A 23,509-nucleotide genomic window follows, 5' to 3' on the forward strand; every position below is an offset into this window, starting at 1 on the left:
TCACTGTATTTCAGGTCAGCCGGAAATGTCAGCCGGCGCTATTATCCTGTTCCCGGAACCAGGTTTCCAGAATCAGTACCGCGGCGCGGTCATCGACACCATGGCGGCCGAAATCCCGGCTGCCACCGCGGGCCATGACGTCACCCTTGGCCTCGAAACTGGTGAGCCGTTCGTCCACCATCTCCACCGGGTAATGGAATCGGCCATGGATACGGTTGCCGAACTTGCGGGCCCGGGCGCACATCTCGTTCTCGGTGTCGTCCATGTTCAGGGGCAGGCCCACCAGCACCAGGTCCGGCCGCCACTCCTCCAGCAGTTTTTCCACCACCGACCAGTCCGGGATGCCGTCCCGGGCAGGAATCATCGCCAGCGGCTCACCGGTACCCAGCAACTCCTGCCCGGTGGCCACGCCGATCCGGCGGGTGCCAAAATCGAACGCCATCACCCGGCGATTGCCCGCCTCAGGCATGGCCGCCAAACTCGGTCAGCTGGTTCAGGTCGATACCGATCAGCTTGAGTACCGCCTGGTAGCGGTCCTGGGCCGGAGTCCGAAACAGGATATCGGTACTGGCCGGACAGGTCAGCCAGGAGTTACTGCCCAGCTCTTCCTCCAGCTGACCGTCGCCCCAGCCGGAGTAACCCAGCGCTACCAGGAACTCTTCCGGACCATCGCCACGGCCGATGCCGGCCAGGATGTCCCGGGAGGTGGTCAGCAGAACGTCTTCGGCCACCTGGACGGTGTTCTGCCAGGTGGTAGCGGGGCTGTGGAGCACGAAGCCACGCTCGGGCTGAACCGGTCCACCACTGTACACCGGGAGGTCCAGCTCGGAGCCATGCATGTCCAGCTGTTCCAGAATCTCACCAAGGTGGATATCCAGCGGCTGGTTGATCATCAGTCCGAGCGCCCCTTCGTCGGAATGTTCACAGATGTAGATCACACCACCGTGGAAACGGGGATCGGCCAGCCAGGGCGAAGCCACCAGAAAGTGGTGCTGCAGACTGTTGGGAGATTTCCTGGTTGCGGTCATCCGGATGTCAGCCCCCGCCGTTGGAAAGACCAGGTTCGTATGATTTCGAGCTCATCCACTTCGTCGCGCATATCTTCCGGGAACGGGGCGAACGGGGATGCCATGCGCACGATGCGGATGGCGGCGTCGTCCAGCACCCGGCTGCCCGAGGACTGCAGGATAGCCACTTCCTTGATTGTGCCATCTTTCTTGAGCGATACCAGCATCCGGAGCGTGCCGTAGATACCCGCTCTGCGGGCCTCGGTCGGGTAATTGATGTTCCCGACTCGGGTAACCTTGCTGATCCAGTTCTGGACGTACCAGGCGTTGGTGGACTGCAGGGTCGAGGCAGACGTGACCCGCATCACCCGGGGCTTGCGGGCATAGGCCTGTTGCTGGGCATCAAACCGCGCTTCCAGGCTGGCGATTTCCAGGCTGCGCTCCATCAGGCTTTTCTTTTTCTCCACCGGTTGCGGTTCCGGCTCGGCTTTCTCTTCCGGCTCGGCCACCTTGCGACTGGAGGGCGCTGTGGTCTGCACCACCGTTTGTTCCTGCTGCTTCACCGGTTCCGGCCGGGAGGGCGGCTCGGGCTGTACCTGTGCCGGTTCCGGCTGGCTGACCTCCGCCGGCTGGGGCGTGGTCATTTCCCGGGGTTCGTCTTCGGTGCCACTGCCCTGCTGATTGGTCTGGGCCAGAAAATCGGCCTTCTCCGGGGCCTTCTCGTCGTCAAACTGGGACAGGGTGATTTCCATGGTCTGGGCCGACGAGCGCGGAGGCTCCGGCGCGAAGGTGATGCCCAGCACGATAATCGCGTGCACGGCCAACGCCATGAACAGGGTGAAGGAAAACCGGTCAAAATCGCTTACCTGAACTGCCATTCCTGTTCCTGATCCTGTCGTTGGTCCTGCACTGCTCGCCCCATTCTGTCGGTTACGCCTGCTTCAGGCGCTTTTCAATGGCATCCATCAGCATGCCGCCGATATCGATGCCATAGGCTGCATCCAGTTCGCGGATGCAGGTGGGGCTGGTTACATTGATTTCAGTCAGATAGTCGCCGATCACGTCCAGGCCGACAAACATCAGGCCCTTCTCCTTGATCGCAGGGGCGACGCGGGCACAGATTTCCCGGTCACGGTCGGTCAACTCCCGGCCCTCACCCCGGCCGCCGGCCGCGAGGTTGCCGCGATTCTCGCCCTGGGACGGAATCCGCGCAAGGGCATAGGGCACAGGCTCGCCCTCGATGAGCAGGATCCGTTTGTCGCCATCGACAATCTCGGGAATGAATTTCTGGGCCATGGCCTGGTGGGTACCATAGTTGGTCAGGGTTTCGATGATCACGCCCAGGTTGAAATCGTTTTCCCGCACCCGGAAAATCGAGTGGCCGCCCATGCCGTCCACCGGCTTCATGATGATATCACCGTGTTCGGCATAGAACTCCCGGAACCGATGCGCCGAACGGCTCACCAGCAATGGCGGCGTCAGATCCTCGAACTGGGTGGCGAACAGCTTCTCGTTACAGTCCCGCAGCGTAGCGGCGGGGTTCACCACCAGTGCACCCTGCAGTTCCGCCGCCTCCAGGATGTAGGTAGCCATCAGGAACTCCCGGTCCACGGGCGGATCCTTGCGCATCAGGATCACGTCCAGATCGCCCAGGGCCCGGTCCTGGCTGCCGCCGAAGCTGAACCAGTTCTCTGGGTCCATATGGACAGTCAGATCCCGGGTGTGGGCCATCGCCCGGCCACCGTCGAGGTACATGTCCGGCAACTCCATGTATTCGATCTCCCAGCCCCGCTTCTGCGCGGCCAGCAACATGGCGAGCGAACTGTCTTTCTTGAACGTGATGTTTTCGATGGGATCCATCACGATCCCGAGTCGGACTGTCATAGTGTCTCTTCAGCTCCTGGGAAGTAAAAACACGAACCGGTCAGCAGAGTGAACCGGGCGTTAAATGCTATCCTGAAACGTCAGATGGTATTGTACCCGAGCCACGAATGCATCCGGAGATATCCTCAGGGGATACGTGACTGTGCGGGCAGAAGTACATTTAGTCACAAACTAATACTTTTTATATGGCCATCGATATTCTATAACTGAGCGGGGTTTATAGAAGAACCTTGAGGTTTGTGTTAAAACCCCCGTTCCAAAATAAAGATAGTCGCTGAGCGCAAGGCAGTTGGACAATGGATGACAACTTCGAGAATCTGAAGATTATGGTGATCGACGACAGCAAAACGATTCGTCGCACCGCAGAAACCCTCCTCAAGAAGGTCGGCTGTGAGGTCATCACCGCGACTGACGGCTTTGACGCTCTGGCCAAGATTGCCGATTCCCAGCCGGACATCATTTTCGTGGACATCATGATGCCGCGCCTGGATGGCTACCAGACCTGCGCACTGATCAAGAACAATTCCTCTTTCAAAAAGACGCCGGTTATCATGCTCTCCAGCAAGGACGGACTGTTCGATAAAGCGAAAGGTCGCATCGTAGGCTCTGACCAATATCTGACCAAACCGTTCAGCAAGGACGAGCTGCTAAACACCATCCGCCAGTACGTACCGCAGGCGGAACAGTAAACCTGCTGAAATCAAGAACCATCGAGGAAACCATGGCCCGCATTCTGATTGTTGATGACTCCCCCACCGAGGTGAAGAAGATTTCCACCATCCTGGAAAAGCACAAGCACGAAGTCCTGACCGCCGACAACGGCGCGGATGGTGTTGCCAAGGCCCGCGCTGAAACGCCGGATCTGGTACTGATGGACGTAGTCATGCCCGGCCTGAACGGCTTCCAGGCGACCCGCCAGCTGACCCGTGCGCCCGAGACTGCCTCCATTCCGGTTGTCATCGTCACCACCAAGGACCAGGAAACCGACCGCGTCTGGGGCACCCGCCAGGGCGCCAAGGGTTACCTGGTAAAACCGGTAAACGAAGACGACCTGATCAAGACCATCAACAGCCTGATCGCCTGACCCTCACAACCTTGGAGTACGCATGTCCGCCCAGGCCGCCCCTTTTGCCGTTCTGACGGATATCGCCCAGCGCAGCCGGTCCATGGCCGCCGGCCTGCCGGAGCAACAGGAAGCCGTTGAGCTGTGGAACGGCATCGGCTTCGTGTTATCGGGTGAGCACTATGTGGCCCCCATGGGTGAAGTGACAGAAATTCTCCACGTTCCCCGTTTCACCCATATTCCGGGTGTGCGGCCATTCTTGCTGGGCGCCGCCAACGTGCGCGGCCGCCTGCTCCCCCTGGTCGATCTCGCCAGCTTCTTCGACATACCCCGCTCCTCGCGCAGTCAGCGTGACCGGCGGGTTCTGGTCGTTGAGCAGGGGGATGTGTTCAGCGGGCTGGTGGTGGACAGCGTCCTGGGGATGCAGTATTTCGCAACCGACAGTTTCCGGGAGGCGCCGCAAGGGGTCCCCGAAAGCGTTCGTCCGTTTGTTACAGGCGGCTACGAACGCAACGAGGAAGTCTGGAGAGTGTTCTCCGCTGCCGACCTGGTGGCCGATGAGCACTTCCTGGACGTCGCGCAGTGGTAAAGGGTGGTGACACTGGCAGGAACATCACCCTGACCGCCTGAAATCCGCTAAAACAGACTTGCCAACATTTTGAAGAGGCCGGGAGCCAGAACATGAAAAACAGAGCCGGAAGATTGGGGATGGGACAGGGAGGCAACAAGCTGGTTGCCGGCCTGATCGCCGCACTGATCGCACTTACCGTCCTGCTCGTTGCCGTGCTGTTCATCATCAACCGTGACAGCCAGAACGACCAGCGATACATTGCCCACACTGCGGAACTGCGGGTACTCTCGCAGGCCATTGCGAAGAACGCGACCGAGGCCGCCGGCGGTACCGCCGAGGCGTTCAACCAGTTGCGCCGCTCCCGCGATGACTTCCAGCAGCTCTGGACCTTCGTCACCGAAGGCAACCCGGAAACCGGCCTGCCGCCCAGTGAGCTGGCACTGCAAAGCGGTGTACAGCAGAACTGGAACATCGTCCGGGAAAACGCCGACAGCATCCTCTCCACCCAGGATGCGGTACTGGGCCTGCACGAGGTTGCCCAGACCCTGAACGAAACCATCCCCCAGCTGCAGGTGGAGTACGACGACATCGTACAGATCCTGCTGGACAACGACGCACCGGCCGAACAGATCGCCCTGGCCCAGCGCCAGTCACTGCTGGCCGAGCGTATCGTCCGTTCTGTTAACAACGTACTGTCCGGTGACGAAGACGCGGTTATTGCCGCCGACCGCTTCGGCCGCGACGCCAGCCTGTTCGGCCGGGTTCTCGACGGCCAGCTCAACGGCAACGAAGCCATGGGTATCTCCCGGGTAACCGATGAAGACGCCATCTACGGCCTGGAAGCGGTAGCCGAGCTGTTCGAATTCGTCTCCCAGAACGTAGACGCCATCCTTGAAGCCTCTCCCGACCTCTTCAAGGTGCGCACCGCTGCCAGCGACATCTTCCAGAATTCCGAGATCCTGCTCTCCGAGCTTTCTGTGCTCGCGGAGAACTTCCGCAACCAGCCGGCGTCTCGACTGGTCAGCCCGACCCTGGCCTTCATCATCCTGGCCGCGATGGTTGCCATCGTTGTCTTCATCGGTCTTGCCCTGTACCGCGAAGCCCAGGCCCGCCTGGCCGCGACCCAGGAGCAGAATGAACAGAACCAGAACGCGATCCTGCGACTGCTGGACGAACTCGCTGACCTGGCGGATGGTGACCTGACCACCGAGGCCACGGTAACCGAGGACTTCACCGGTGCCATCGCCGACTCCATCAACTACGCGATCGACCAGATGCGCGGACTGGTACAGGCGATTCGTGGTACTGCGGTACGGGTAGCGGGCGCCGCCCAGGAAACCCAGTCCACCGCGATGCACCTGGCCGACGCTTCCGAGCACCAGGCCCAGGAAATTGCCGGAGCTTCTGCTGCGGTTAACGAGATGGCCGTGTCCATCGACCAGGTATCCTCTAACGCCGCCGAATCCTCCGCGGTTGCGGAGCGGTCGGTTGCGATCGCGAAGAAAGGCGCGGAAGTGGTACAGAACACCATCCGCGGCATGGACAACATCCGGGAGCAGATCCAGGAAACCTCCAAGCGGATCAAGCGTCTGGGTGAATCTTCCCAGGAAATCGGTGACATCGTATCCCTGATCAACGACATCGCCGACCAGACCAACATCCTGTCCCTGAACGCTGCGATCCAGGCCTCCATGGCCGGTGACGCGGGTCGAGGCTTCGCGGTGGTTGCGGACGAGGTTCAGCGCCTCGCGGAACGCTCCTCTGCGGCAACCAAGCAGATTGAAGCCCTGGTTAAGACGATCCAGTCCGATACCAACGAGGCGGTAATCTCCATGGAACACACCACCGCCGAGGTGGTCCGTGGTGCCCGTCTGGCCCAGGACGCGGGTATTGCACTCGAGGAAATCGAGAACGTATCCATGTCTCTGGCGGAGTTGATCCAGAACATCTCCAACGCCGCACGCCAGCAGTCGTCCTCTGCGGCCCACATTTCCAACACCATGAACGTTATCCAGGAAATCACCTCCCAGACCTCGTCCGGTACCAACGCGACCGCGAAGTCTATCGGTAACCTGGCCGAGATGGCGTCTGAACTGCGGTCCTCTGTTGCCGGCTTCACCCTGCCGGAAGAGGACGTGGCCGACGAAGAGCAAGAGGAAGACAGCGACGTTCCGGTGGTGGGCTGAAGAACGGCCCGGGGCAACTGACAGTTTATGGCGCAAACGCACGACAACCTGTCACCCGCCGAAGGTATCTGGTCCATGCGCCGCCTTCCGGATATGGATGCGGCGCAGTTCCACCAGTGGCAGACCCTGCTGGAGCATCGCACCGGGATAACCCTGTCGGCCGATCGACGGTCGTTCCTGGAAACCAACATCGGGATCAGGATGCGGGAGATCGGCTGCAGCAGCTACCAGGCCTACTACGAGAAAATCGTATCCGGCCCGGACGCGGTGGTGGAATGGGCAACCTTGGTGGACCGGCTGACCGTTCAGGAGACCCGGTTCTTCCGGGATCCCGATGCCTTCCGGCTGGTGTCCGACTATGTCCTGACGCGGCCGCGTGAGCAGCTGAGGAAGCGTGCCCTGGAAGCCTGGAGCGTCGGCTGTTCCACCGGTGAAGAGCCCTACACGCTGGCGATGGTGCTCAACGAGTGCATGAACCAGCTGGCAATGCAGCCATTGTTCGGGGTTACCGGGTCCGATATCAGCAAGCCCGCCATCGACAAGGCCGGCAAGGGGCAGTTCAGCGCCCGGAAACTGCTGGGTATGGACGAAGTCCTGAAGGACCGGTATTTCCGCCCCGCCGAGCGAAATACTGTCGAAATCGTAAAGAGCATCCGCGATCGGGTGTGTTTCACCAGGCTCAATGTTCTGGATCTGGACACCGCACCCATGCACGGAATGAACATCATCTTCTGCCAGAATCTGCTGATCTATTTCCGCCGCTGGCGCCGTCGGGAGATCGTGAAGCGGTTAGCAGAAAGACTGGCACCGGGGGGATTACTGGTGCTGGGCCAGGGTGAGTTGACCGACTGGCAACCACCCGGCCTGCAGCGGGTACCCTCGGAACATGTTCTGGCGTGGATCAAACGCCAGGCCGACGAAGAATAACCGGAGTGGTTATGGGCAATCACCATGACAGCATCGCCCTCGACTGGGTTCGGGGAGAAATACAGGACACGCTGACCCAAGGCCAGCATGCACTGGAAGCGTATGTCGAGAACCGTGACGACACCGCGCGCCTGCGCTTCTGCCTGAATTATCTCCATCAGGTGCATGGCACCCTGCAGATGGTGGAACTCTACGGTGCGGCACTGCTCACCGAGGAAATGGAAAAGCTCACCCAGGCGATTCTCAACGAGTCCGTCAGCAATGTGGACGAGGCCGTTGATATCCTGATGCAGGCGATCCTGCAGCTGCCCCAGTACCTGGAGCATCTGACCAGCAGCGAAGATGATTTCCCGATGGTGCTGCTGCCCATGCTCAATGACCTGCGGGCCGCCCGCGGCGAAGCCCTGCTCTCCGATACCTCGCTGTTCAAGCCGGATCTCAGCCGGGCGCAGATGAGTGTCAGCATCACCGCCTCCCGGCGACTGCAGGACCCGAAGGTTCTCGGTCATATCCGCAAGCTCCGGCAAATGTACCAGTTCGCCCTGGCCGGTGTGGTCCGCGAGGAGGATCTCGACGCCCAGTTCAGCTACCTCCAGAAGGTCATTCAGCGGCTCGCCCGCCTGTGCCAGAACACACCGCGCGGTGAGCTTTGGAAAGCCGCCAGCGCCTTCGTGGAGACCCTTCAGGCCCACGCCAACCCGGTCAACGCGGCGGTCAAATCCCTGCTGCGGGAGCTGGATGCCGAAATCCGTCTGCTCACCGACGGTCAGGCCAATATCCTCCAGCAACCGGCCCCGGAAGCGCTGTTCAAGCACCTGCTCTACTACGTAGCCCGTGCCCGGGACCTCGATACCCCGCAGGTCCAGGCCCTGCGTAACGACTACAAGCTCAACATGGCACTGCCATCGGACGATGACGTCGATGCCGCCCGTACCCGGGTATCGGGGCCCGGCCGTGAGGCCATCCACTCCGTGGTCAGCGCCCTGAACGAAGAATTGGCCAAGCTCAAGGACCAGCTGGACCTGTTCGTGCGCTCCGAGTTGCGTCAGAACAGCGAGCTGGACGATCTGTTGCCCGGACTGCGCCAGGTGGCCAATACCCTCGCCGTACTTGGTCTGGGCATTCCCCGCAAGGTCGTGACCGAACAGATCGAGCTGGTGGAAAAGCTCAGCGACCAGACCGAACTGGTGGACGACGGCACCCTGATGGACATTGCCGGCGCCCTGCTGTACGTCGAAGCCAGCCTGGCCGGCCTGGACACCGACCGCCAGGTCGAGACACAGGACGACGCACGCCCCGGCGACGCGATCAACCTGGGCTCACGGGAACTGGGCGAAGCCAGTTCTGCCCTGCTGAGGGAATCCCGCAACACCCTCGAGCAGGTCAAATCCGCCATCGTCAACTTCATCGCATCCCAGTGGGATACCCGCGAGATCGAACACGTTCCGGAATTGCTGCACAGCATCCGTGGCGGTCTTGCCCTGATCCCCCTCGACCGTGTGGCGGACATGCTCGAATCCGCCGAGCGTTACATCACCGACGTGCTGCTCGGCGGCAAACAGGTGCCGGACTGGAAACAACTGGACACCCTGGCCGACGCTGTCACCAGTATCGAGTACTACCTGGAGCGGCTGGCCGAGGGTATCAGCGAAAACGACGCTGTGCTGCAGGTCGCCGAAGACAGCCTGGCTTCCCTCGGTTTCCCGGTGGGAGCCGAGCCCACCTGGAACGCACCGGCAGCCGAGCCTGAAGTGCCGGCAGAAGTTGAGCCCCCTGCCGAAGAAACCGCCGCCACACCCGAGGACGCCAAGGAATCCGACGAGGACCTGCTGGACGACGAGATCCTGGAGATCTTCGTTGAGGAAGCCCAGGAGGTCCTGGAGACCATCCACGATTTTTATCCGCGTCTGCGCCAGAACCACGACGACCGTGAAGCCCTGACCGAAGTCCGTCGGGCGTTCCACACCCTCAAGGGCAGTGGTCGCATGGTCGGTGCCACCAGCATCGGCGAGCTCGCCTGGTCCGTGGAAAACGTGCTCAACCGGGTCATCGACCAGACCATCAAACCGACCGACGATCTGTTCACCCTGGTGGACGAGGTCAACGCACGGATTCCGACACTGATCCAGGAATTCCGGGATGGCCAGGCGGACGGAGAAGTTGACGGCCTGATCCAGCGCGCCGAAGCCATGGCCGATACCCGTCGAACCGACGCCGAACAGGCACCGGAAGCCACTCCGGTAGCCGAGGCCCCGACCGCTGAAGACACAACGGCACAACCCGAGCCTGCTATTGCACCGGAAGCGCCCGCCGGAAGCGACGAGGACGATCTTATCGATGACGAAATCCTCGAGATTTTCGTCGAAGAGGCCGGTGAAGTTCTGGATACCATCCGTGAGTACCTGCCGATGCTGCTGCGTCAGCACGATGACCGCAGTGCGCTCACCGAAGTCCGCCGGGCCTTCCACACCCTCAAGGGCAGCGGCCGTATGGTCGGTGCCAATGTGGTGGGTGAACTGGCCTGGTCTGTGGAGAACATGCTCAATCGTGCCATCGACGGCTCGATCCTCATGAACGATGACATTGCGGCGCTGTTGCAGGATGTCACCGAGGCGCTGCCGCCACTGGTGGAAGACTTCGAGAAACGTCGTGCGCCTTCCATGGACACATCGGCCCTCGAAGCCCGGGCCAACACCCTGGCCAATGGCGAGATCCCTGACACCGGCGCCATGCCAGCCGGCGCAGAGGAGTCCGAGGCAGCTCCGGAGACTACGGCAGAACCCGATGAGGCCGACGACAACGGCGTGGATCCGGTGCTGCTCGACATTTTCGAGAGCGAAACCGAGACCCATCTGCAGACCCTGAAGGACTACCTGGCCGCCGCCGGCGACAAGACCACCGTCCCCTACACCGACGACCTGTCCCGGGCCCTGCACACCCTCAAGGGCAGTGCCCATACCGCCGGAATCACACCGATCGCCGAGGTGATCACTCCCCTCGAGCGGTTTGTGAAAGAAGCCCGCGCCCAGAACAAGCGGGCTGATCGGGAAGTCGTCGCCCTCATCGAGCAGGCCTGCGACTTCCTGACCCGTGGCCTGGCCCAGATTCGACAGAACCCGCAAGCACCGCTGGCGGGCACCGACGAATTCCTCGAAAGGCTCGAGAACCTCAGCCGCTCCACCCTGCGGGCAGCTGCCGATGACGACACCAGAGCGCCGACCCGACAGGCCGAATCCCAGCTGGTTCGCCTGTTCCTGAACGAAGGCCTGGACATTGTCCTGGACGCCGAACAGATCCTTGACCGGTGGGCAGCCGATCCGACGGAAACCGGTCCGCTGGCGCAGCTCCGGAACGAGCTGGACCAGCTGACCGAGGGCGCGGCTGAAGCCGGTCTCACCGACGTCTCGGCCCTTGCCGGCGCCCTGAAGAACGCCTACGAATCGGTAGCCGACGACCATCAGGCGCCGGATGAGCACTTCTTCACCACCGTCCGTGCCGGTCATGAACAACTGATCAACATGATGGATCAGGTTGCGGCCGGCCTTGCCACCAGTTCCGATCCCGAGCTGCTGGCACGTATCGAGACACTGGCCGAAGGCCGGAGTGAGCCGTCCGATACAACCGGCAAGGAAGCATCCGTGACACCGGACGCCTTCGAGCAGCAGTTCAACGACGAACTTGAAGAAATTGATCTGAGTTTCGACACCGACAGTCTCGACGAACCCGAAGCAGAAACGCAGCCGCAGGCTGAAGCCGAGCAGCCGCCGCTTCCGGAGACCGATCAGTCAGATGACGGCCTCGATCAGGAACTGGCCGAGATCTTCCTGGAAGAAGCCCGGGACCTGATCGACAGCACCGCCGAGGCCCTGCAGAGCTGGAGCGAAAACACCGGCAATCTCGATATCCTCAGGTTGCTGCAGCGCGATCTACACACCCTCAAGGGCGGCGCCCGTCTGGCCGACATCCCCGCCGTAGGCGACCTGTCCCATGAACTGGAAACCCTTTTCGAGGGCCTGACCGAGCAACGGCTGTCGGTCAACGAACAGCTGTCCGACCTGTTGTTCCGCAGCCATGACCGCCTTGCCGGCATGGTGGAGGCCCTGGAAAACGGTGAAACTCCGCGGCCGGCACCGGATCTGGTCGCCGAGATCCAGGCTTACATGGGCAGCGCGGCCGGTTCACGGCCGGTCACGGATGTTGCCGAGCCCGCAGCGGAGCAACAGACCCCGGAGTCCACAACCCCGGCGGACGAAACGGCCAGCGAGACGCAGGAAGAAGGTCCGACTGACCTTTCCCACCTGGATCCGGAGCTGGTGGGCATCTTCCTCGAAGAAGCCTATGACCTGATCAACTCCACGGGCAGTGCCCTGCACACCTGGAGCGAGAACCCGTCCGACACCTCGGTAGCCGCCGAACTGCAGCGCGATGTGCATACCTTGAAAGGGGGCGCGCGCATGGCCGGCGTCAATGCCATTGGCGATCTCACCCACGTGCTCGAGGACCTGTTCGAGAAAGTGGCCGAAGGCCAGCTGGCTGCGTCCGAGGACATGACGGACCTTCTGTTTGCCTGTCACGACCGTCTGGCCCAAATGGTTGAGCAGGTCGCGACCCAGAAGCCCTGCCCGCCAGCCACCGACCTGGTGGCCCAGGTGGAATCGGTCATCCGGGGCGAGACCCCGACCGCTCCGGCGCCGGAAATGGCAGGGGGGCAACCCGAACCTGGTACCGAGTCCGGTCTCGAGGAACACCTGGAGCCAGCTTCCGACAACGACCTGATCGGCATCTTCCTGGACGAGGGTCTGGAAATTCACGAGGCCATCGATGAATGCCTGGCCCAGTGGAAGGACGAGCCCGAGGAACTGTCCGGGGTGACCCAGCTCCAGCAGGAGCTTCATACCCTCAAGGGCGGTGCCCGGCTCTCCGATGTCGATCCCATTGCCGAGTTGGCCGAAGCCTGGGCCGAGGCACTGGACCCCCTGATTGGTGGCGCCAACAACCAGCACGCGCTGCTGGAATTGAGTGAAAGGGCCAATGCCACCCTGAAAGCCATGCTGACCGCGCTGGAAGAAGGCGATAAGCCGGAAACCGGCCATGGTCTGGTGGAGGCGTTCCGTGAGGTCGGACAGGACGTGTCAGTGGCCGAGTCCGGCCCCGAGGCACCAGCAACCGCCAGCGCCGACACGGTCGATCCCGAAGTCCTGGAGATCTTCCTGGAGGAGGCCGGCGAGATCATGGACCAGCTCGAGCAGGTACTCGAGAACTGGCGAAAAGATCCAGGCAATCACGATTTCAACCAGGAAGCCCAGCGGGCCCTGCATACCCTCAAGGGTGGCGCGCGCCTGGCGCAACTGACCGAACTGGGTGACAAGGCCCATGCCTTCGAGACCCGGTTGATCGATCTGGGCGGCAACGCGCCTGATGAAGCCCAATGGCAGACCATCACCGATGATCACGACGCCATCATCGCTCTGGTGAGCGAGGTCCGCCGCCGCTTCGAGGGTGGAGCAGCCGAACCGGAGATCGCGGCCGAAACAGGCCCTGCCCGGGCGGAGCCAGAGCCGGAACCAACCCCGGCCACCACACCCGAGCCCAAGGCCGAGACGGCGCCAGCCCCGGCACCGAAACCGGAAAAGGCACCGGCGAAAACGCCGGCCCTGCCCCGGAAAAAAGCTCCGGAAGTGCAAAGAGTCCAGGAAACCATCCGGGTTTCGGCACCGCTGCTCGACGAGCTGGTCAACCTGGCCGGTGAAACCAGTATCACCCGTGGCCGACTGGAGCAGCAGACCAGCGACTTCGGCCACACCCTGGATGAAATGGCTGCGACCATCGAGCGTCTGCGGGAGCAGCTGCGCCGGATGGAGATCGAGACCGAAGCCCAGATCCTGTTCCGTGCCGAACAGGAGCACGGCCCGGACTATGGCGACGACTTCGACCCCCTGGAGATGGACCGTTACTCCGCCATCCAGCAGCTGTCACGGGCCCTGACCGAATCCTCCTCGGACCTGGCAGACCTCCGGGAAACCATGGCCGACCGGGTCCGCGATACCGAGACCCTGCTGGTCCAGCAGTCCCGGATCAACACGGAACTGCAGGAAGGTCTGATGAAGACCCGAATGATTCCGTTTGCCTCCATGGTGCCCCGCCTGCGCCGGATCGTCCGTCAGATCAGCGGCGAACTGGGCAAGAAGGTGGACTTTGACGTCCGCAATGCGGAAGGGGAGATGGACCGCAACATCCTGGAACGCATGGTTGCGCCCCTGGAGCACATGTTGCGGAATGCCCTGGACCACGGCATCGAAGCGCCGAAAGACCGCAAGAACGCCGGCAAGCCCGAAACCGGTGAAGTGACCCTGTCCCTGACCCGGGAAGGCGGCGACGTGGTGCTGCGCATGATTGACGACGGCAAGGGCATTCCCTCCCACGTCATCCGCGACAAGGCCATCCGCCAGGGGTTGCTGCGGGCCGATGAAGACCTGTCAGAACGGGAAGTCCTGCAGTTCATCCTGCAGCCGGGCTTCTCCACCGCGGAGCAGGTCACCCAGATCTCCGGCCGGGGTGTCGGAATGGACGTGGTGGCCAGCGAGATCAAGCAACTCGGTGGCAGCCTCGATATCGACTCGGCGGTAGGCCGTGGCACCACCTTCACCGTGCGCCTGCCGTTCACCGTATCGGTAAACCGTGCGCTGATGGTTACCACCGGCGAGGATTTCTACGCCATCCCGCTGAACACCATCGAGGGTATCGTGCGGGTCAGCACCTACGAGCTCGAGGAATACTACAAGCCGGATGCTCCGATGTACGAGTATGCCGGCCAGCAGTACCGCCTGCAGTATCTGGGCAGCCTGCTCAACAGTGACCATCAGCCCAAGCTCCAGGGCCAGGCACTGCCGCTGCCGGTAATCCTGGTACGGGGTGCCGAGCAACCCATGGCCCTGCAGGTGGACAGCCTGATGGGCAGCCGGGAAATCGTGGTCAAATCCCTCGGGCCCCAGTTCAGCTCCGTTCGCGGGGTCTCCGGTGCCACCATCCTCGGTGATGGTAACGTGGTGGTGATTCTCGACCTACCGGCCATGCTGCGTTCGGATATCCTGTCCGACCGCCAGCGTCTGGCGAACCTGGAGAAGGCGCGCGAAGCCGCCCGGTACGAAGAGCAGATCACCACCGTCATGGTGGTGGACGACTCGGTAACCGTACGGAAAGTTACTTCCCGCCTGCTGGAGCGCAACGGCATGGAAGTACTCACCGCCAAAGACGGCCTGGATGCGGTTGCCCAGCTGCAGGATCACAAGCCCGACATCATCCTGCTCGATATCGAGATGCCGAGAATGGACGGCTTCGAAGTGGCCAGCTTCATCCGCCACGACGACAACCTGCGGGAGACGCCGATCTGCATGATTACCTCCCGGACCGGCGAGAAGCACCGCGAGCGCGCCCTGGCCATCGGTGTGAACGAGTACCTCGGCAAACCGTTCCAGGAAACCGAGCTGCTTGAGACCATCAAGCGGCTGACCGGAACCGAGTAATGGCCGGCCAGGGAGGCCGGCCCCGGGTCGGGATCGTGTCCGATGTGGTTCTGCAGCGACACCGCTTGCAGGCCGCAACGGCCAAGTTCGGACTCGAGGTCTCCTTCTGTGGCGATCCCCAGCGGCTGGAATACCAGCCACAGTTTCCCGAGGCGGATCTGTGGCTCATAACCCTGGAAGACGAAGCCGACCACCCCGCGCTGTTCGATCTGTTGCTGGACAATACCGAGGCGCCGGTCCTGTTTGGCCTTGACCAGGCCCCCAAGCCGGGCAGCACCGACTATTTCCGCTGGGAACGACGGCTACTGGGCAAACTGGAAAAGCAACTGGGGCATCTCGAGGAGCTGGACTCGGAGACGACGCTCGAAAAGCTCGAGGAAGAGCCGGCGGCACCAAAGAGCAAGCCCGTACTGCCCCACTGGATCAAACCCGCGGCACCGGACTCCGTTGCCGAGGAAGTCTGGATTCTGGGTGCCTCCCTGGGCGGCCCGGCCGCAGTGAAAACCTTTCTCGATCACCTGCCCCAGGGGCTGCCTGTGGGGTTTATCTACGCCCAGCACATCGACGACAATTTCACCGGGGTGCTGACCCGGGTCCTGGGCCGCGATGCCCATTACCGGCTCAAGGCGGCACAGGAAGGCTACCGGGTCCGCAACGGAGATGTGGTGCTGATGCCGGTGGAACACGAGTGGCGGCTGGACAGTACCGGCGCCCTGACGGAAGTGAACAAGCCCTGGCCCGGGCCGTACGGCCCCTCCATTGACCAGGTACTGCTCAATGTCGCCGACCACTACCGGGCCCGCTGCCATGCTATCCTCTTTTCCGGCATGGGCAACGATGGCGCGCTGGCAGCGCCCATTCTCAAAGCCTTTGGTAGCCGGATCTGGGTCCAGGAAAGCAGCAGTTGCGGCAACAGTTCCATGCCGGATTCCGTGGCGGCCACCGGGTGCGCCAGCTTTGCCGGCACTCCCGAGCAACTGGCCCGGGAGCTGATCAAAACCATTGAAAAATCCTGCCTGCTCAAAGGCCGGCAGAAACGCGATTCCGCCTGAGGACAGAAGCGATGCCCGAAAACCGTCAAGCCCTCCCCTGTGTCATGATTCCGATGACCGGTCGGCAATTGTTACTGCCCAACGTTTCCATCGCCGAGGTTGTCGACTACGCCAGCGAAGAGCCCGGCTCCAATACCCCGGACTGGCTGGTGGGCTACCTGGACTGGCGAGGCCTGGATTTGCCGGTGATTTCCTACGATGCCGCCAACGGCGGCAGTCTGATGGTACCGGGCGATAACCGCGGCCGGATCGTAGTGCTGAACACCATTGGCGAGCATCACAGTGAAGTTCCGTTCATGGCGCTGGTCACCCAGGGGATTCCAAGCCAGGCACGACTGACCGAGGCGGAAGTGAACCGGCTCGAAGGCGACATCGGCGCGGCGGATCTGATGAAGGTCGAAGTCGAGGGCGAGGAAGCCTGGATTCCCAACCTGGAATACCTGGAATCCCTGGCCCGTTCCGCACGCCGCTAACCCTCGCCTCGCCGGATCATGGCAGGGAATTCTGGAAATGTTATAATATTACAAATTTTCCAGGGTTCCTGTCATGGCAAGCCAAGCACTTCCCTATCGTCCCCACAACCATCAGGCCTGTGTCACCCAGGCCCTGGCTGATGCCCGCGCGATCTGCCGGGCCCAGAATGCGCGCCTGACGCCCACCCGGGAGCGGGTCCTGGAGCTGATCTGGCAATCCCACAAGCCCCTCGGGGCTTATGATGTGCTGGCCGAACTGACCGCCGAGGGCCAGAATGCGGCACCACCGACGGTGTACCGGGCCCTGGACTTCCTCCAGCAACATGGTCTGGTGCACCGGATTGCCTCGCTCAACGCCTTCATCGGCTGTGCCCACGCCGGGGAGAACCATACCGGCATGTTCCTGATCTGCCGCAGCTGCGGCAATGTCCTGGAACTGACAGCACCCGGCGTCTCCGGTGCCATCGAGGACGCGGCCAAAGCCGAGAGCTTCAAGGCCGAAGATGTGACCCTGGAGATCGCCGGCCTGTGTCCGAGGTGCCAGTCGGAGACCGGTCATGACTGATCCCCTGGTGACCCTGGACAACCTCACGGTCCGTTTCGATGACCGTCCCGCGGTGGATCAGGTGAACCTGAGCATCCATCGCGGCGATATCATCACCATCATCGGCCCCAACGGCGCCGGCAAGACCACGCTGATCAAGGCCCTGCTGGGCCTGCAGCCGATCACCGGGGGCAAGGTGCAACGGGCTCCCGACCTGGTGATCGGCTATGTGCCCCAGAACCTGCAGATGGAAGGCACCCTGCCCCTGAGCGTCAAGCGCTTCATGGCCCTGAGTGGCCGTAACCGAGCCGAATGCCGGAAAGCCCTGGCGCGGACCGGCATCGAGCATCTGGTCAATGCCTCGGTCCATCACCTGTCCGGGGGCGAGAAGCAACGATTGCTGCTGGCCAGGGCTCTGGCCCGGAAACCGGACCTGCTGGTCCTGGACGAACCGGCCCAGGGTGTGGATATCAACGGCCAGGCGGCACTTTACGAGCTGATCCGGGAACTGCGGGACGAACTCAGGTGCGGCGTCATCATGATCTCCCATGATCTGCACCTGGTCATGGCCGCCACCGACAAGGTTATCTGCCTGAACCAGCACGTCTGCTGCAGCGGTTTTCCCGCCGACATTTCCCACGACCCGGCCTTCATCGAAACCTTCGGCCAGTCGGTGGCCGAATCTGTGGCGGTTTACCATCACCACCACAACCACCGCCACAACCTGCACGGGGACGTCGTTGGCCACTCATCCCCAGTCGATAGCCACGGAGGCAGCTGCGACCATGCCCATCATTGACAGCCTCCTGAACGACTTCTTCTGGCGTGCCCTGATCGGTGGCCTGGGCGTCGCCCTGATCGCCGGCCCACTCGGCTGCTTCGTGGTGTGGCGGCGCATGGCCTATTTCGGCGACACCCTGGCTCACTCCGCGCTGCTGGGCATTGCCCTGAGTTTCCTGATCAGCGTGCCGCTGAATGTTGGTGTCATCATCACCTGCGTGGTCATTGCCCTGGTTCTGGTGGCATTCTCGAAAACCCGGACCCTGGCCACGGACACCCTGCTCGGGATTCTCGCCCACAGTGCCCTGGCCATCGGCCTGGTCACCCTGAGCTTCATGCCAGATGTGCGGGTGGATCTCACCGGGCTGCTGTTCGGCGACCTGCTGGCCATGAGCCGGGATGACCTGTTGTGGATCTATGGCGGGGCGGCGGTGATTCTCGTACTGCTGGTGACTCTGTGGCAAGGCCTGCTGATGAGCACCATTCATGAGGAGCTGGCCCGGGTGGAGGGGTTCCCGGTGGAGCGGCTGCGGCTGGTGTTGATGCTGATGTTTTCCCTGGTCATTGCGGTGGCCATGAAAATCGTCGGCGTCCTGCTGATTACCGCGCTACTGATCATCCCGGCCGCCTCGGCGCGGCGGCTGGCCCGGACACCGGAACACATGGTGGGGTTGGCTGTAGTGTTCGGCTTTTTGGCCGTCGGTGGCGGTCTGGCGCTGTCCTGGTACCTGGACACGCCGGCCGGCCCTTCGGTAGTGGTGACCGCTTTCCTGGCGTTTCTGGTGACCTACAGCACCACAGCCAGAACCGCGGCCTGATTCTTCCCATGCCTCTTGGGCTGGTCTATGGTGTAACCATCGACGCCGCTTTGGATCGGGAGCCACCGGCTGCTCCCGGGGAGACTGACGCATGGAGAGCCGCTCTGCCCCCGGCGACGGGCCGTTGTTCTGGCCCGCGCTCTGGATTCCCCTCGTTATCCTGGTCACCGGACTGGTCACCACCACCCTGACCGCGAACCTGAAAGCGGACCAGGCCCGGGAGCTGGCCGACGCTCGTTACCGTGCCCAGCACCAGGCCATTGTCAATCAGTTGCTGGCCAATGCGCCGACCTACCTGGACAGCGACACCCCACCCGCCAGCTGGCTCCCCGTGATTCTCGGCGACACCCTGCCGGACCAGCTGGGGTTGCGCATCGACACCCTGCAACGACACAGCAAAATTCCCATCCTGCAACTGCAGGCCGACGGTCACCTGGATCCCACACTTGCCCTGCGCACCGAGCTCCAGCCCGGCAATCATCACTGGATGCTGACCACGGTGCCCACGTCGGCGCTGCTGGGGAAGGCGGCGAGCCAGGCCCGGACCCGCACCTGGATGGTCGGCCTGGCACTGACCCTGGCCGCCGCCGGGTTGGCACTCCTGTTGTGCCGGCGCCTGCATGGCCAGCAACAGCGGATCCTGGAACTGGAAGGGAGGGAGCAGGGAGCGGACCAGCAGATCAACAACCTGCAGGTGGAAAAGACCATCCTGCGCCAGGCACTCAACGACAGTGAGGAACGCAGCCGGGACCTGATCACCTTATCCGGGGCACTGATTGCCGAGCTCGACGAACACGGCATTATCGGTTTCATCTCGGCCCAGAGCGCCGCCTTGCTGGCCCAGGCGCCCGCGGACCTGGCGGGCCAGCCGTTTCCCGATCTGATCACGCCCCCTTTCCGGGACAACTTCCAGCGCACCCTCGAGGCGGCCCGCCACGACAACCAGGCGCAGCGAATCGATCTGGATCTTCGGGTCAGGAACCGGGAAGCCCCCTTGCCGGTATCCGTGCGCATCAAAGCACTCAAGGACCCGGTACACGGGCTGCTGGGATACCGCCTGAGCGCGTGCCCGGCTGGTGGCTAGTCGAGAGTCTTATGGGTACCGTCACACATGGGTGGTGAGCCCGTGCGTTTGCAGCCACAGAACCAGACCCACTCGGTTTTCTCGGCGGTGTACTTCACCGGGCTGAAGCCGGTGCCCTTGTGGGAGCCGTCGCAAAAGGGCTGGTTGTCACTGTGCCCGCAGGCGCACCAAACATAGTTCCTGCCACCCTCGACCTGCACGGCGTAGGGGCTTTTCTTCGCAATCTTCGGCTGTTCATCGGCCATGTTTTCTCCCCTTTTGCTGACTGTGTCGGTTCAGTATAGCCAACACTAGTACAGTGGCTTGATCACCTCCGCCAGGCGGCCGGTTTCCAGCAATTCCAGGAATTCATCCCCGAGCCGGTCGCTCTCGGCAATCGCCTGGCGCCAGGAACGCTCCCGGCCGGCATCGTCACCCACGTATTTCTCGAAATCCTTGCGGTCCGGAAGCTTGCGGTCCGGGAGGGTCTGCAGGTACTCGGCGGAGGGCGCCACCAGTAGCACATCCTGCAAACGGGTGGCATCGCCCCGGCGCCACGGCAGCGACTTGTCGAACCAGCCGGGCACCACCTTGTCGGTAAAGTGCGGGTACAGGATCACACCCGGCTGCTGGTAAGGCAGATCCAGGTGATAATCCAGCAAGCCACCATCGCGGTAGACACCGTCCGGTGCACCGGGAATGTTGCGCACTCCGGACATCACCAGCGGGATGGAGGCCGAGGCGAGCAGGGCCGGCAGCAGGTTGTCACTGGTCAGGGCCACCTCGTGGCTGGGGAAGTCCACCAGTTTGGACACCGGCATTTTCAGGCGGGCATCGTGAATGATACCCCGCTCCATAAAGCGGCCCAGATGCCGGCGACTAACCATATTGGCACTGATCGCATTCATCAGGCCCAGTCCCAGCCGGCCCCGGGTGTCGTGCTCCAGCAGGCCGAGACTGCGCACCACGACAATGTTCAGCCGATACCAGGGGTGGTTCAGGATGTACTCCTCCCGGCCACCGAGCAGTTCCTCCAGGAACTGGATGCTCTTGCGGGTCACCTCCGCGGCACTCACGCCCCTGGCAAAACGCTGGGAGGTATACAGGTCCGCCAGGCGTGCCAGCTGTGCCTTGGGGTCATTCGAGGACGCCACCGCGGCAAAGCGCCAGCTGCCGATGGAAGAACCAATCAGGGCCCGCTCCTGCGGTACTCCGGGCAGCCAGTCCCCGAAAATCGCCTTGTCCAGACCGCTGATGCCGAGCGCTTTCGGGCCACCGGCGGCACCGGGAATGACATGGACGTCGTCCGGAGTCAGCGGTTTGTCTCTGAGCCGTTGCAAGGCTCGTCGACCGGCCCGGACAGTCAGGGCCGGAGGTCGGGTGTGGATGGCGGTCATGGCAGGCTCCCTGTTTCAGTGCCGGGGAGTGTATCGAAAGCATCAATTGCCAGCCAACTGAACAAAACTAATGGTGGCCATAAACCGCGCTTTCTGCTTCATTAATAGGCAAAGGTTGCAAGAGCGACCTGAATGCTTTCACGGAACGTAAGCCAGAATCATCGTCAGGAGAAAGTTTTGAATACCACGCCGCCCGAAAGTTCGCTGGCACCGACCCCAACCCTTGCGGTTCTCGGGTTCAAGCGCCAGCTGGTGTACCACCTTCACTTCTGGGCATTCGTCGCCGTGGCGCCGCTGGTACTGGTGCAGTGGAAGCAGGGCCATTTTTTGCTATCCGGGCTGCTGCTCCTGTTCTGCAGCAATGCCCTCCTTGTGATCGCCTTCCTGCGCCTGCGGGGTACCTATTTCCTCAAGGGTCGGCTTTTTCCCCTGCTGGCCGTGGTCTGTGCCGCCTATTCCACCAGCATTAACGGCCATGCCGGTCTGTACTGGGCTTACCCGGCAGCCACTGCCCTGTTTTTCCTGCTGCCATTGCGGGAAGCAATAGTCAGCAACGCCATCTTTGTCGCTATCATGGCGGTGGTGTCGTTCGTGAAGTTTCCGGAGGCGGATTTCTGGCGGATCACCTTCTCCCTCGGGCTGACCTGTCTGTTTGCCATGATCTTTGCGTGGCTGGTGGGCAAGCTCCAGCAGGAACTGACCCGCCTGGCCACCACCGACCCCCTCACCGGTTGCCTGAACCGTTCACAGCTCTCCGATGTCCTGAACAGCCAGATACAGATGCGGGAGCGCTATGACCGGGTTTCCAGCCTGATCCTGCTGGACCTGGACTTTTTCAAGAGCATCAACGACGAATGGGGGCACCTCGCGGGCGACAAGGTTCTCAAGGAGATGGCACTGCGGTTACGCAAACGATTACGGGAGAACGACAGACTGTTCCGGATCGGCGGTGAGGAATTCATGATCGTGCTGCCGGAGACCGGTGAGCGGGATGCCAACACCCTGGCCCACCAGTTGCTGGCCGGCATCAGCGGCAAACCCTTTCTGGACAATATCAACCTGAGCGCCAGTGCCAGCGTGGCAGAAGTCAGCCGGGGCGAAACCTGGTCGGTGTGGCTGAACCGGGCCGACCAGTCCCTTTATGAAGCCAAATCCCGCGGCCGCAACCAGGTGATCAATGCCGGCCGACCGGAAACCACCAGTGCCCCCGAACCTGACGGCGGGATCCCGGATCCAATGATCAGTTAGCCACCGGCCAGCTGCTTGCGAAAATCCCGGTAACCGGTGAACACGTCCCAGGGGCTTTCGAAGTGGGGGTAGTGGCCGACATTACGCAGGCTGACCACATCCGCGTCCCGGATCAGCTCCCGGTAGCGCCGGGCCATGGCGACACCGGAGACCGGGTCGGCGGTACCGGAAATCAGCCGCATGGGCTGACAGGCCGACTGGAGTGCGCCCACCCAGCGGTTCCGGTGACAGCGCCGTTCCTCCATGAACTGGATCAGATGGTGCAGAATGCCCCGGCCGTTGTTGTAGGTCAGCAGGTGCCAGAAATCCTCCAGGTCCTGGCGGTCCGGCGGATTCTGGGTGCCAAACAGGCGCCGGAAGTTGTATTCGAAGGTGCGGCGGGTCAGGCCACGGCTGATGAGACCGCCCAAGGGACTGCGTAATACCCGCTGGATCAGCAAGGGGTTATGAACTTCGGGGAAAAGTGCGCCATTGAGGAAACAGACCGAGCCGATCCGGAAATGCAATCGGTCTTCCTGGTCCCGGGCCAGCAGCTCCTGAACTACGCTGCAACCGTAATCGTGGGCAAACAGGTGCACCTTGCCCAGTCCCAGCCCCTCAAGCCAGCCCTGCACCAGATCCGCCTGATCCTCGATGCTGTAATGGTAACCGATCGGTTTGTCGGAAAAGCCGAAACCCAGCATGTCCAGGGCCAGTACCGAATGTTGCTGAACCAGCATCGGCCAGATCCGGCTCCAGTCCCAGCTGGCGGTGGGAAACCCGTGCAGGAGCACCAGTGGTTCGCCCTGACCGGCCATCCGGCTGAAAATGGCGTGGCCGCCGTAGCTGAACCACTTGCCTCCCTGCTGCCATCCCTCGAGGCTTCCCGCCTCTCGCGCCTGGGCACCCGCCCCGGCTCCGGCTATCACGTGATCCATGGGTCATCCCCGACGTGTGACTGAATGCCTGAAACTTTAAAGCAAAGAACGGGAGC

General features: G+C 62.2%; 20 protein-coding genes. 13 read left to right on the plus strand and 7 right to left on the minus strand.

The genetic code is table 11. From position 1 onward, the window contains the following. Positions 1 to 28: 28 nt before the first annotated feature. Genes ruvX through gshB form a run of 4 tightly spaced genes read right to left on the minus strand, consistent with a single transcriptional unit; the run spans position 29 to position 2,891 of the window. Complete coding sequence (ruvX, locus tag DET50_RS04050) at positions 29 to 469, minus strand: Holliday junction resolvase RuvX (protein WP_113861603.1); 441 nt, start codon at positions 467 to 469, stop codon at positions 29 to 31. After that, entirely contained in the window at positions 462 to 1,028 is a 567-nt protein-coding gene (locus DET50_RS04055; protein WP_181799925.1) for a YqgE/AlgH family protein, read from the minus strand. Before DET50_RS04055 ends, ruvX begins: the two co-directional genes overlap by 8 nt. Continuing rightward, positions 1,025 to 1,885 (minus strand): energy transducer TonB, encoded by an 861-nt coding sequence (locus DET50_RS04060; RefSeq protein WP_113861604.1) that lies wholly within the window; start codon positions 1,883 to 1,885, stop codon positions 1,025 to 1,027. Before DET50_RS04060 ends, DET50_RS04055 begins: the two co-directional genes overlap by 4 nt. A 52-nt stretch (positions 1,886 to 1,937) precedes the next feature. Continuing rightward, positions 1,938 to 2,891, minus strand: a complete 954-nt coding sequence (gshB, locus tag DET50_RS04065) for a glutathione synthase (protein ID WP_091998078.1) — start codon at positions 2,889 to 2,891, stop codon at positions 1,938 to 1,940. 296 nt (positions 2,892 to 3,187) lie between these two features. On the opposite strand from gshB, the gene pilG reads away from it, so the two are divergent. From pilG to DET50_RS04125, 12 genes are all read left to right on the plus strand, one after another. Beyond that, a complete protein-coding gene (gene pilG, locus DET50_RS04070) occupies positions 3,188 to 3,580 on the plus strand; it encodes a twitching motility response regulator PilG (RefSeq protein WP_008175635.1) in 393 nt (130 codons plus the stop codon). 32 nt (positions 3,581 to 3,612) lie between these two features. After that, positions 3,613 to 3,975 (plus strand): twitching motility response regulator PilH, encoded by a 363-nt coding sequence (pilH, locus tag DET50_RS04075; RefSeq protein WP_011787171.1) that lies wholly within the window; start codon positions 3,613 to 3,615, stop codon positions 3,973 to 3,975. 22 nt (positions 3,976 to 3,997) lie between these two features. Then, on the plus strand, positions 3,998 to 4,543 hold the full coding sequence (locus tag DET50_RS04080; protein WP_113861605.1) for a chemotaxis protein CheW: 546 nt from the start codon (positions 3,998 to 4,000) through the stop codon (positions 4,541 to 4,543). Between the two features lie 92 nt (positions 4,544 to 4,635). Further along, positions 4,636 to 6,711 (plus strand): methyl-accepting chemotaxis protein, encoded by a 2,076-nt coding sequence (locus DET50_RS04085; protein WP_181799926.1) that lies wholly within the window; start codon positions 4,636 to 4,638, stop codon positions 6,709 to 6,711. A gap of 27 nt (positions 6,712 to 6,738) precedes the next feature. Beyond that, positions 6,739 to 7,638 carry a CheR family methyltransferase gene (locus tag DET50_RS04090; RefSeq protein ID WP_113861607.1) on the plus strand — a complete coding sequence of 300 codons (900 nt, stop codon included), beginning with the start codon at positions 6,739 to 6,741 and terminating at the stop codon, positions 7,636 to 7,638. Between the two features lie 11 nt (positions 7,639 to 7,649). Continuing rightward, the gene (locus tag DET50_RS04095; RefSeq protein ID WP_113861608.1) at positions 7,650 to 15,161 is read left to right on the plus strand and encodes a hybrid sensor histidine kinase/response regulator; all 7,512 of its coding nucleotides are present in this window, start codon (positions 7,650 to 7,652) and stop codon (positions 15,159 to 15,161) included. Next, entirely contained in the window at positions 15,161 to 16,213 is a 1,053-nt protein-coding gene (locus DET50_RS04100; RefSeq protein WP_113861609.1) for a chemotaxis protein CheB, read from the plus strand. Before DET50_RS04095 ends, DET50_RS04100 begins: the two co-directional genes overlap by 1 nt. A gap of 11 nt (positions 16,214 to 16,224) precedes the next feature. Next, positions 16,225 to 16,686, plus strand: a complete 462-nt coding sequence (locus DET50_RS04105; RefSeq protein ID WP_113861610.1) for a chemotaxis protein CheW — start codon at positions 16,225 to 16,227, stop codon at positions 16,684 to 16,686. A gap of 73 nt (positions 16,687 to 16,759) precedes the next feature. Beyond that, positions 16,760 to 17,251, plus strand: a complete 492-nt coding sequence (locus DET50_RS04110; RefSeq protein ID WP_113861611.1) for a Fur family transcriptional regulator — start codon at positions 16,760 to 16,762, stop codon at positions 17,249 to 17,251. Continuing rightward, positions 17,244 to 18,029, plus strand: a complete 786-nt coding sequence (gene znuC, locus DET50_RS04115) for a zinc ABC transporter ATP-binding protein ZnuC (protein WP_113861612.1) — start codon at positions 17,244 to 17,246, stop codon at positions 18,027 to 18,029. Before DET50_RS04110 ends, znuC begins: the two co-directional genes overlap by 8 nt. Next, on the plus strand, positions 18,016 to 18,828 hold the full coding sequence (locus tag DET50_RS04120; RefSeq protein ID WP_113861613.1) for a metal ABC transporter permease: 813 nt from the start codon (positions 18,016 to 18,018) through the stop codon (positions 18,826 to 18,828). The genes znuC and DET50_RS04120 overlap by 14 nt, the downstream gene beginning before the upstream one ends. 91 nt (positions 18,829 to 18,919) lie before the next feature. Further along, complete coding sequence (locus DET50_RS04125; protein WP_113861614.1) at positions 18,920 to 19,912, plus strand: PAS domain-containing protein; 993 nt, start codon at positions 18,920 to 18,922, stop codon at positions 19,910 to 19,912. On the opposite strand, the gene DET50_RS04130 is transcribed toward DET50_RS04125, so the two are convergent. Continuing rightward, complete coding sequence (locus tag DET50_RS04130) at positions 19,909 to 20,157, minus strand: CDGSH iron-sulfur domain-containing protein (RefSeq protein WP_113861615.1); 249 nt, start codon at positions 20,155 to 20,157, stop codon at positions 19,909 to 19,911. The two genes, DET50_RS04125 and DET50_RS04130, sit on opposite strands and share 4 nt — an antisense overlap. Positions 20,158 to 20,202: 45 nt before the next feature. Next, entirely contained in the window at positions 20,203 to 21,288 is a 1,086-nt protein-coding gene (locus tag DET50_RS04135; RefSeq protein WP_113861616.1) for a patatin-like phospholipase family protein, read from the minus strand. Positions 21,289 to 21,465: 177 nt separating this feature from the next. Here DET50_RS04135 and DET50_RS04140 point away from each other — a divergent pair, with 177 nt between their 5' ends. After that, complete coding sequence (locus DET50_RS04140; RefSeq protein WP_113861617.1) at positions 21,466 to 22,536, plus strand: GGDEF domain-containing protein; 1,071 nt, start codon at positions 21,466 to 21,468, stop codon at positions 22,534 to 22,536. Here the strand turns inward: DET50_RS04140 and DET50_RS04145 are convergent. Continuing rightward, positions 22,533 to 23,453, minus strand: coding sequence for an alpha/beta fold hydrolase (locus tag DET50_RS04145; RefSeq protein WP_113861618.1), 921 nt, complete (start codon positions 23,451 to 23,453; stop codon positions 22,533 to 22,535). The two genes, DET50_RS04140 and DET50_RS04145, sit on opposite strands and share 4 nt — an antisense overlap. Positions 23,454 to 23,509: the final 56 nt, after the last annotated feature.

The sequence above is a fragment of the Marinobacter pelagius genome, from assembly GCF_003315345.1.
GTDB classification, from domain to species: Bacteria; Pseudomonadota; Gammaproteobacteria; order Pseudomonadales; family Oleiphilaceae; genus Marinobacter; species Marinobacter pelagius_A.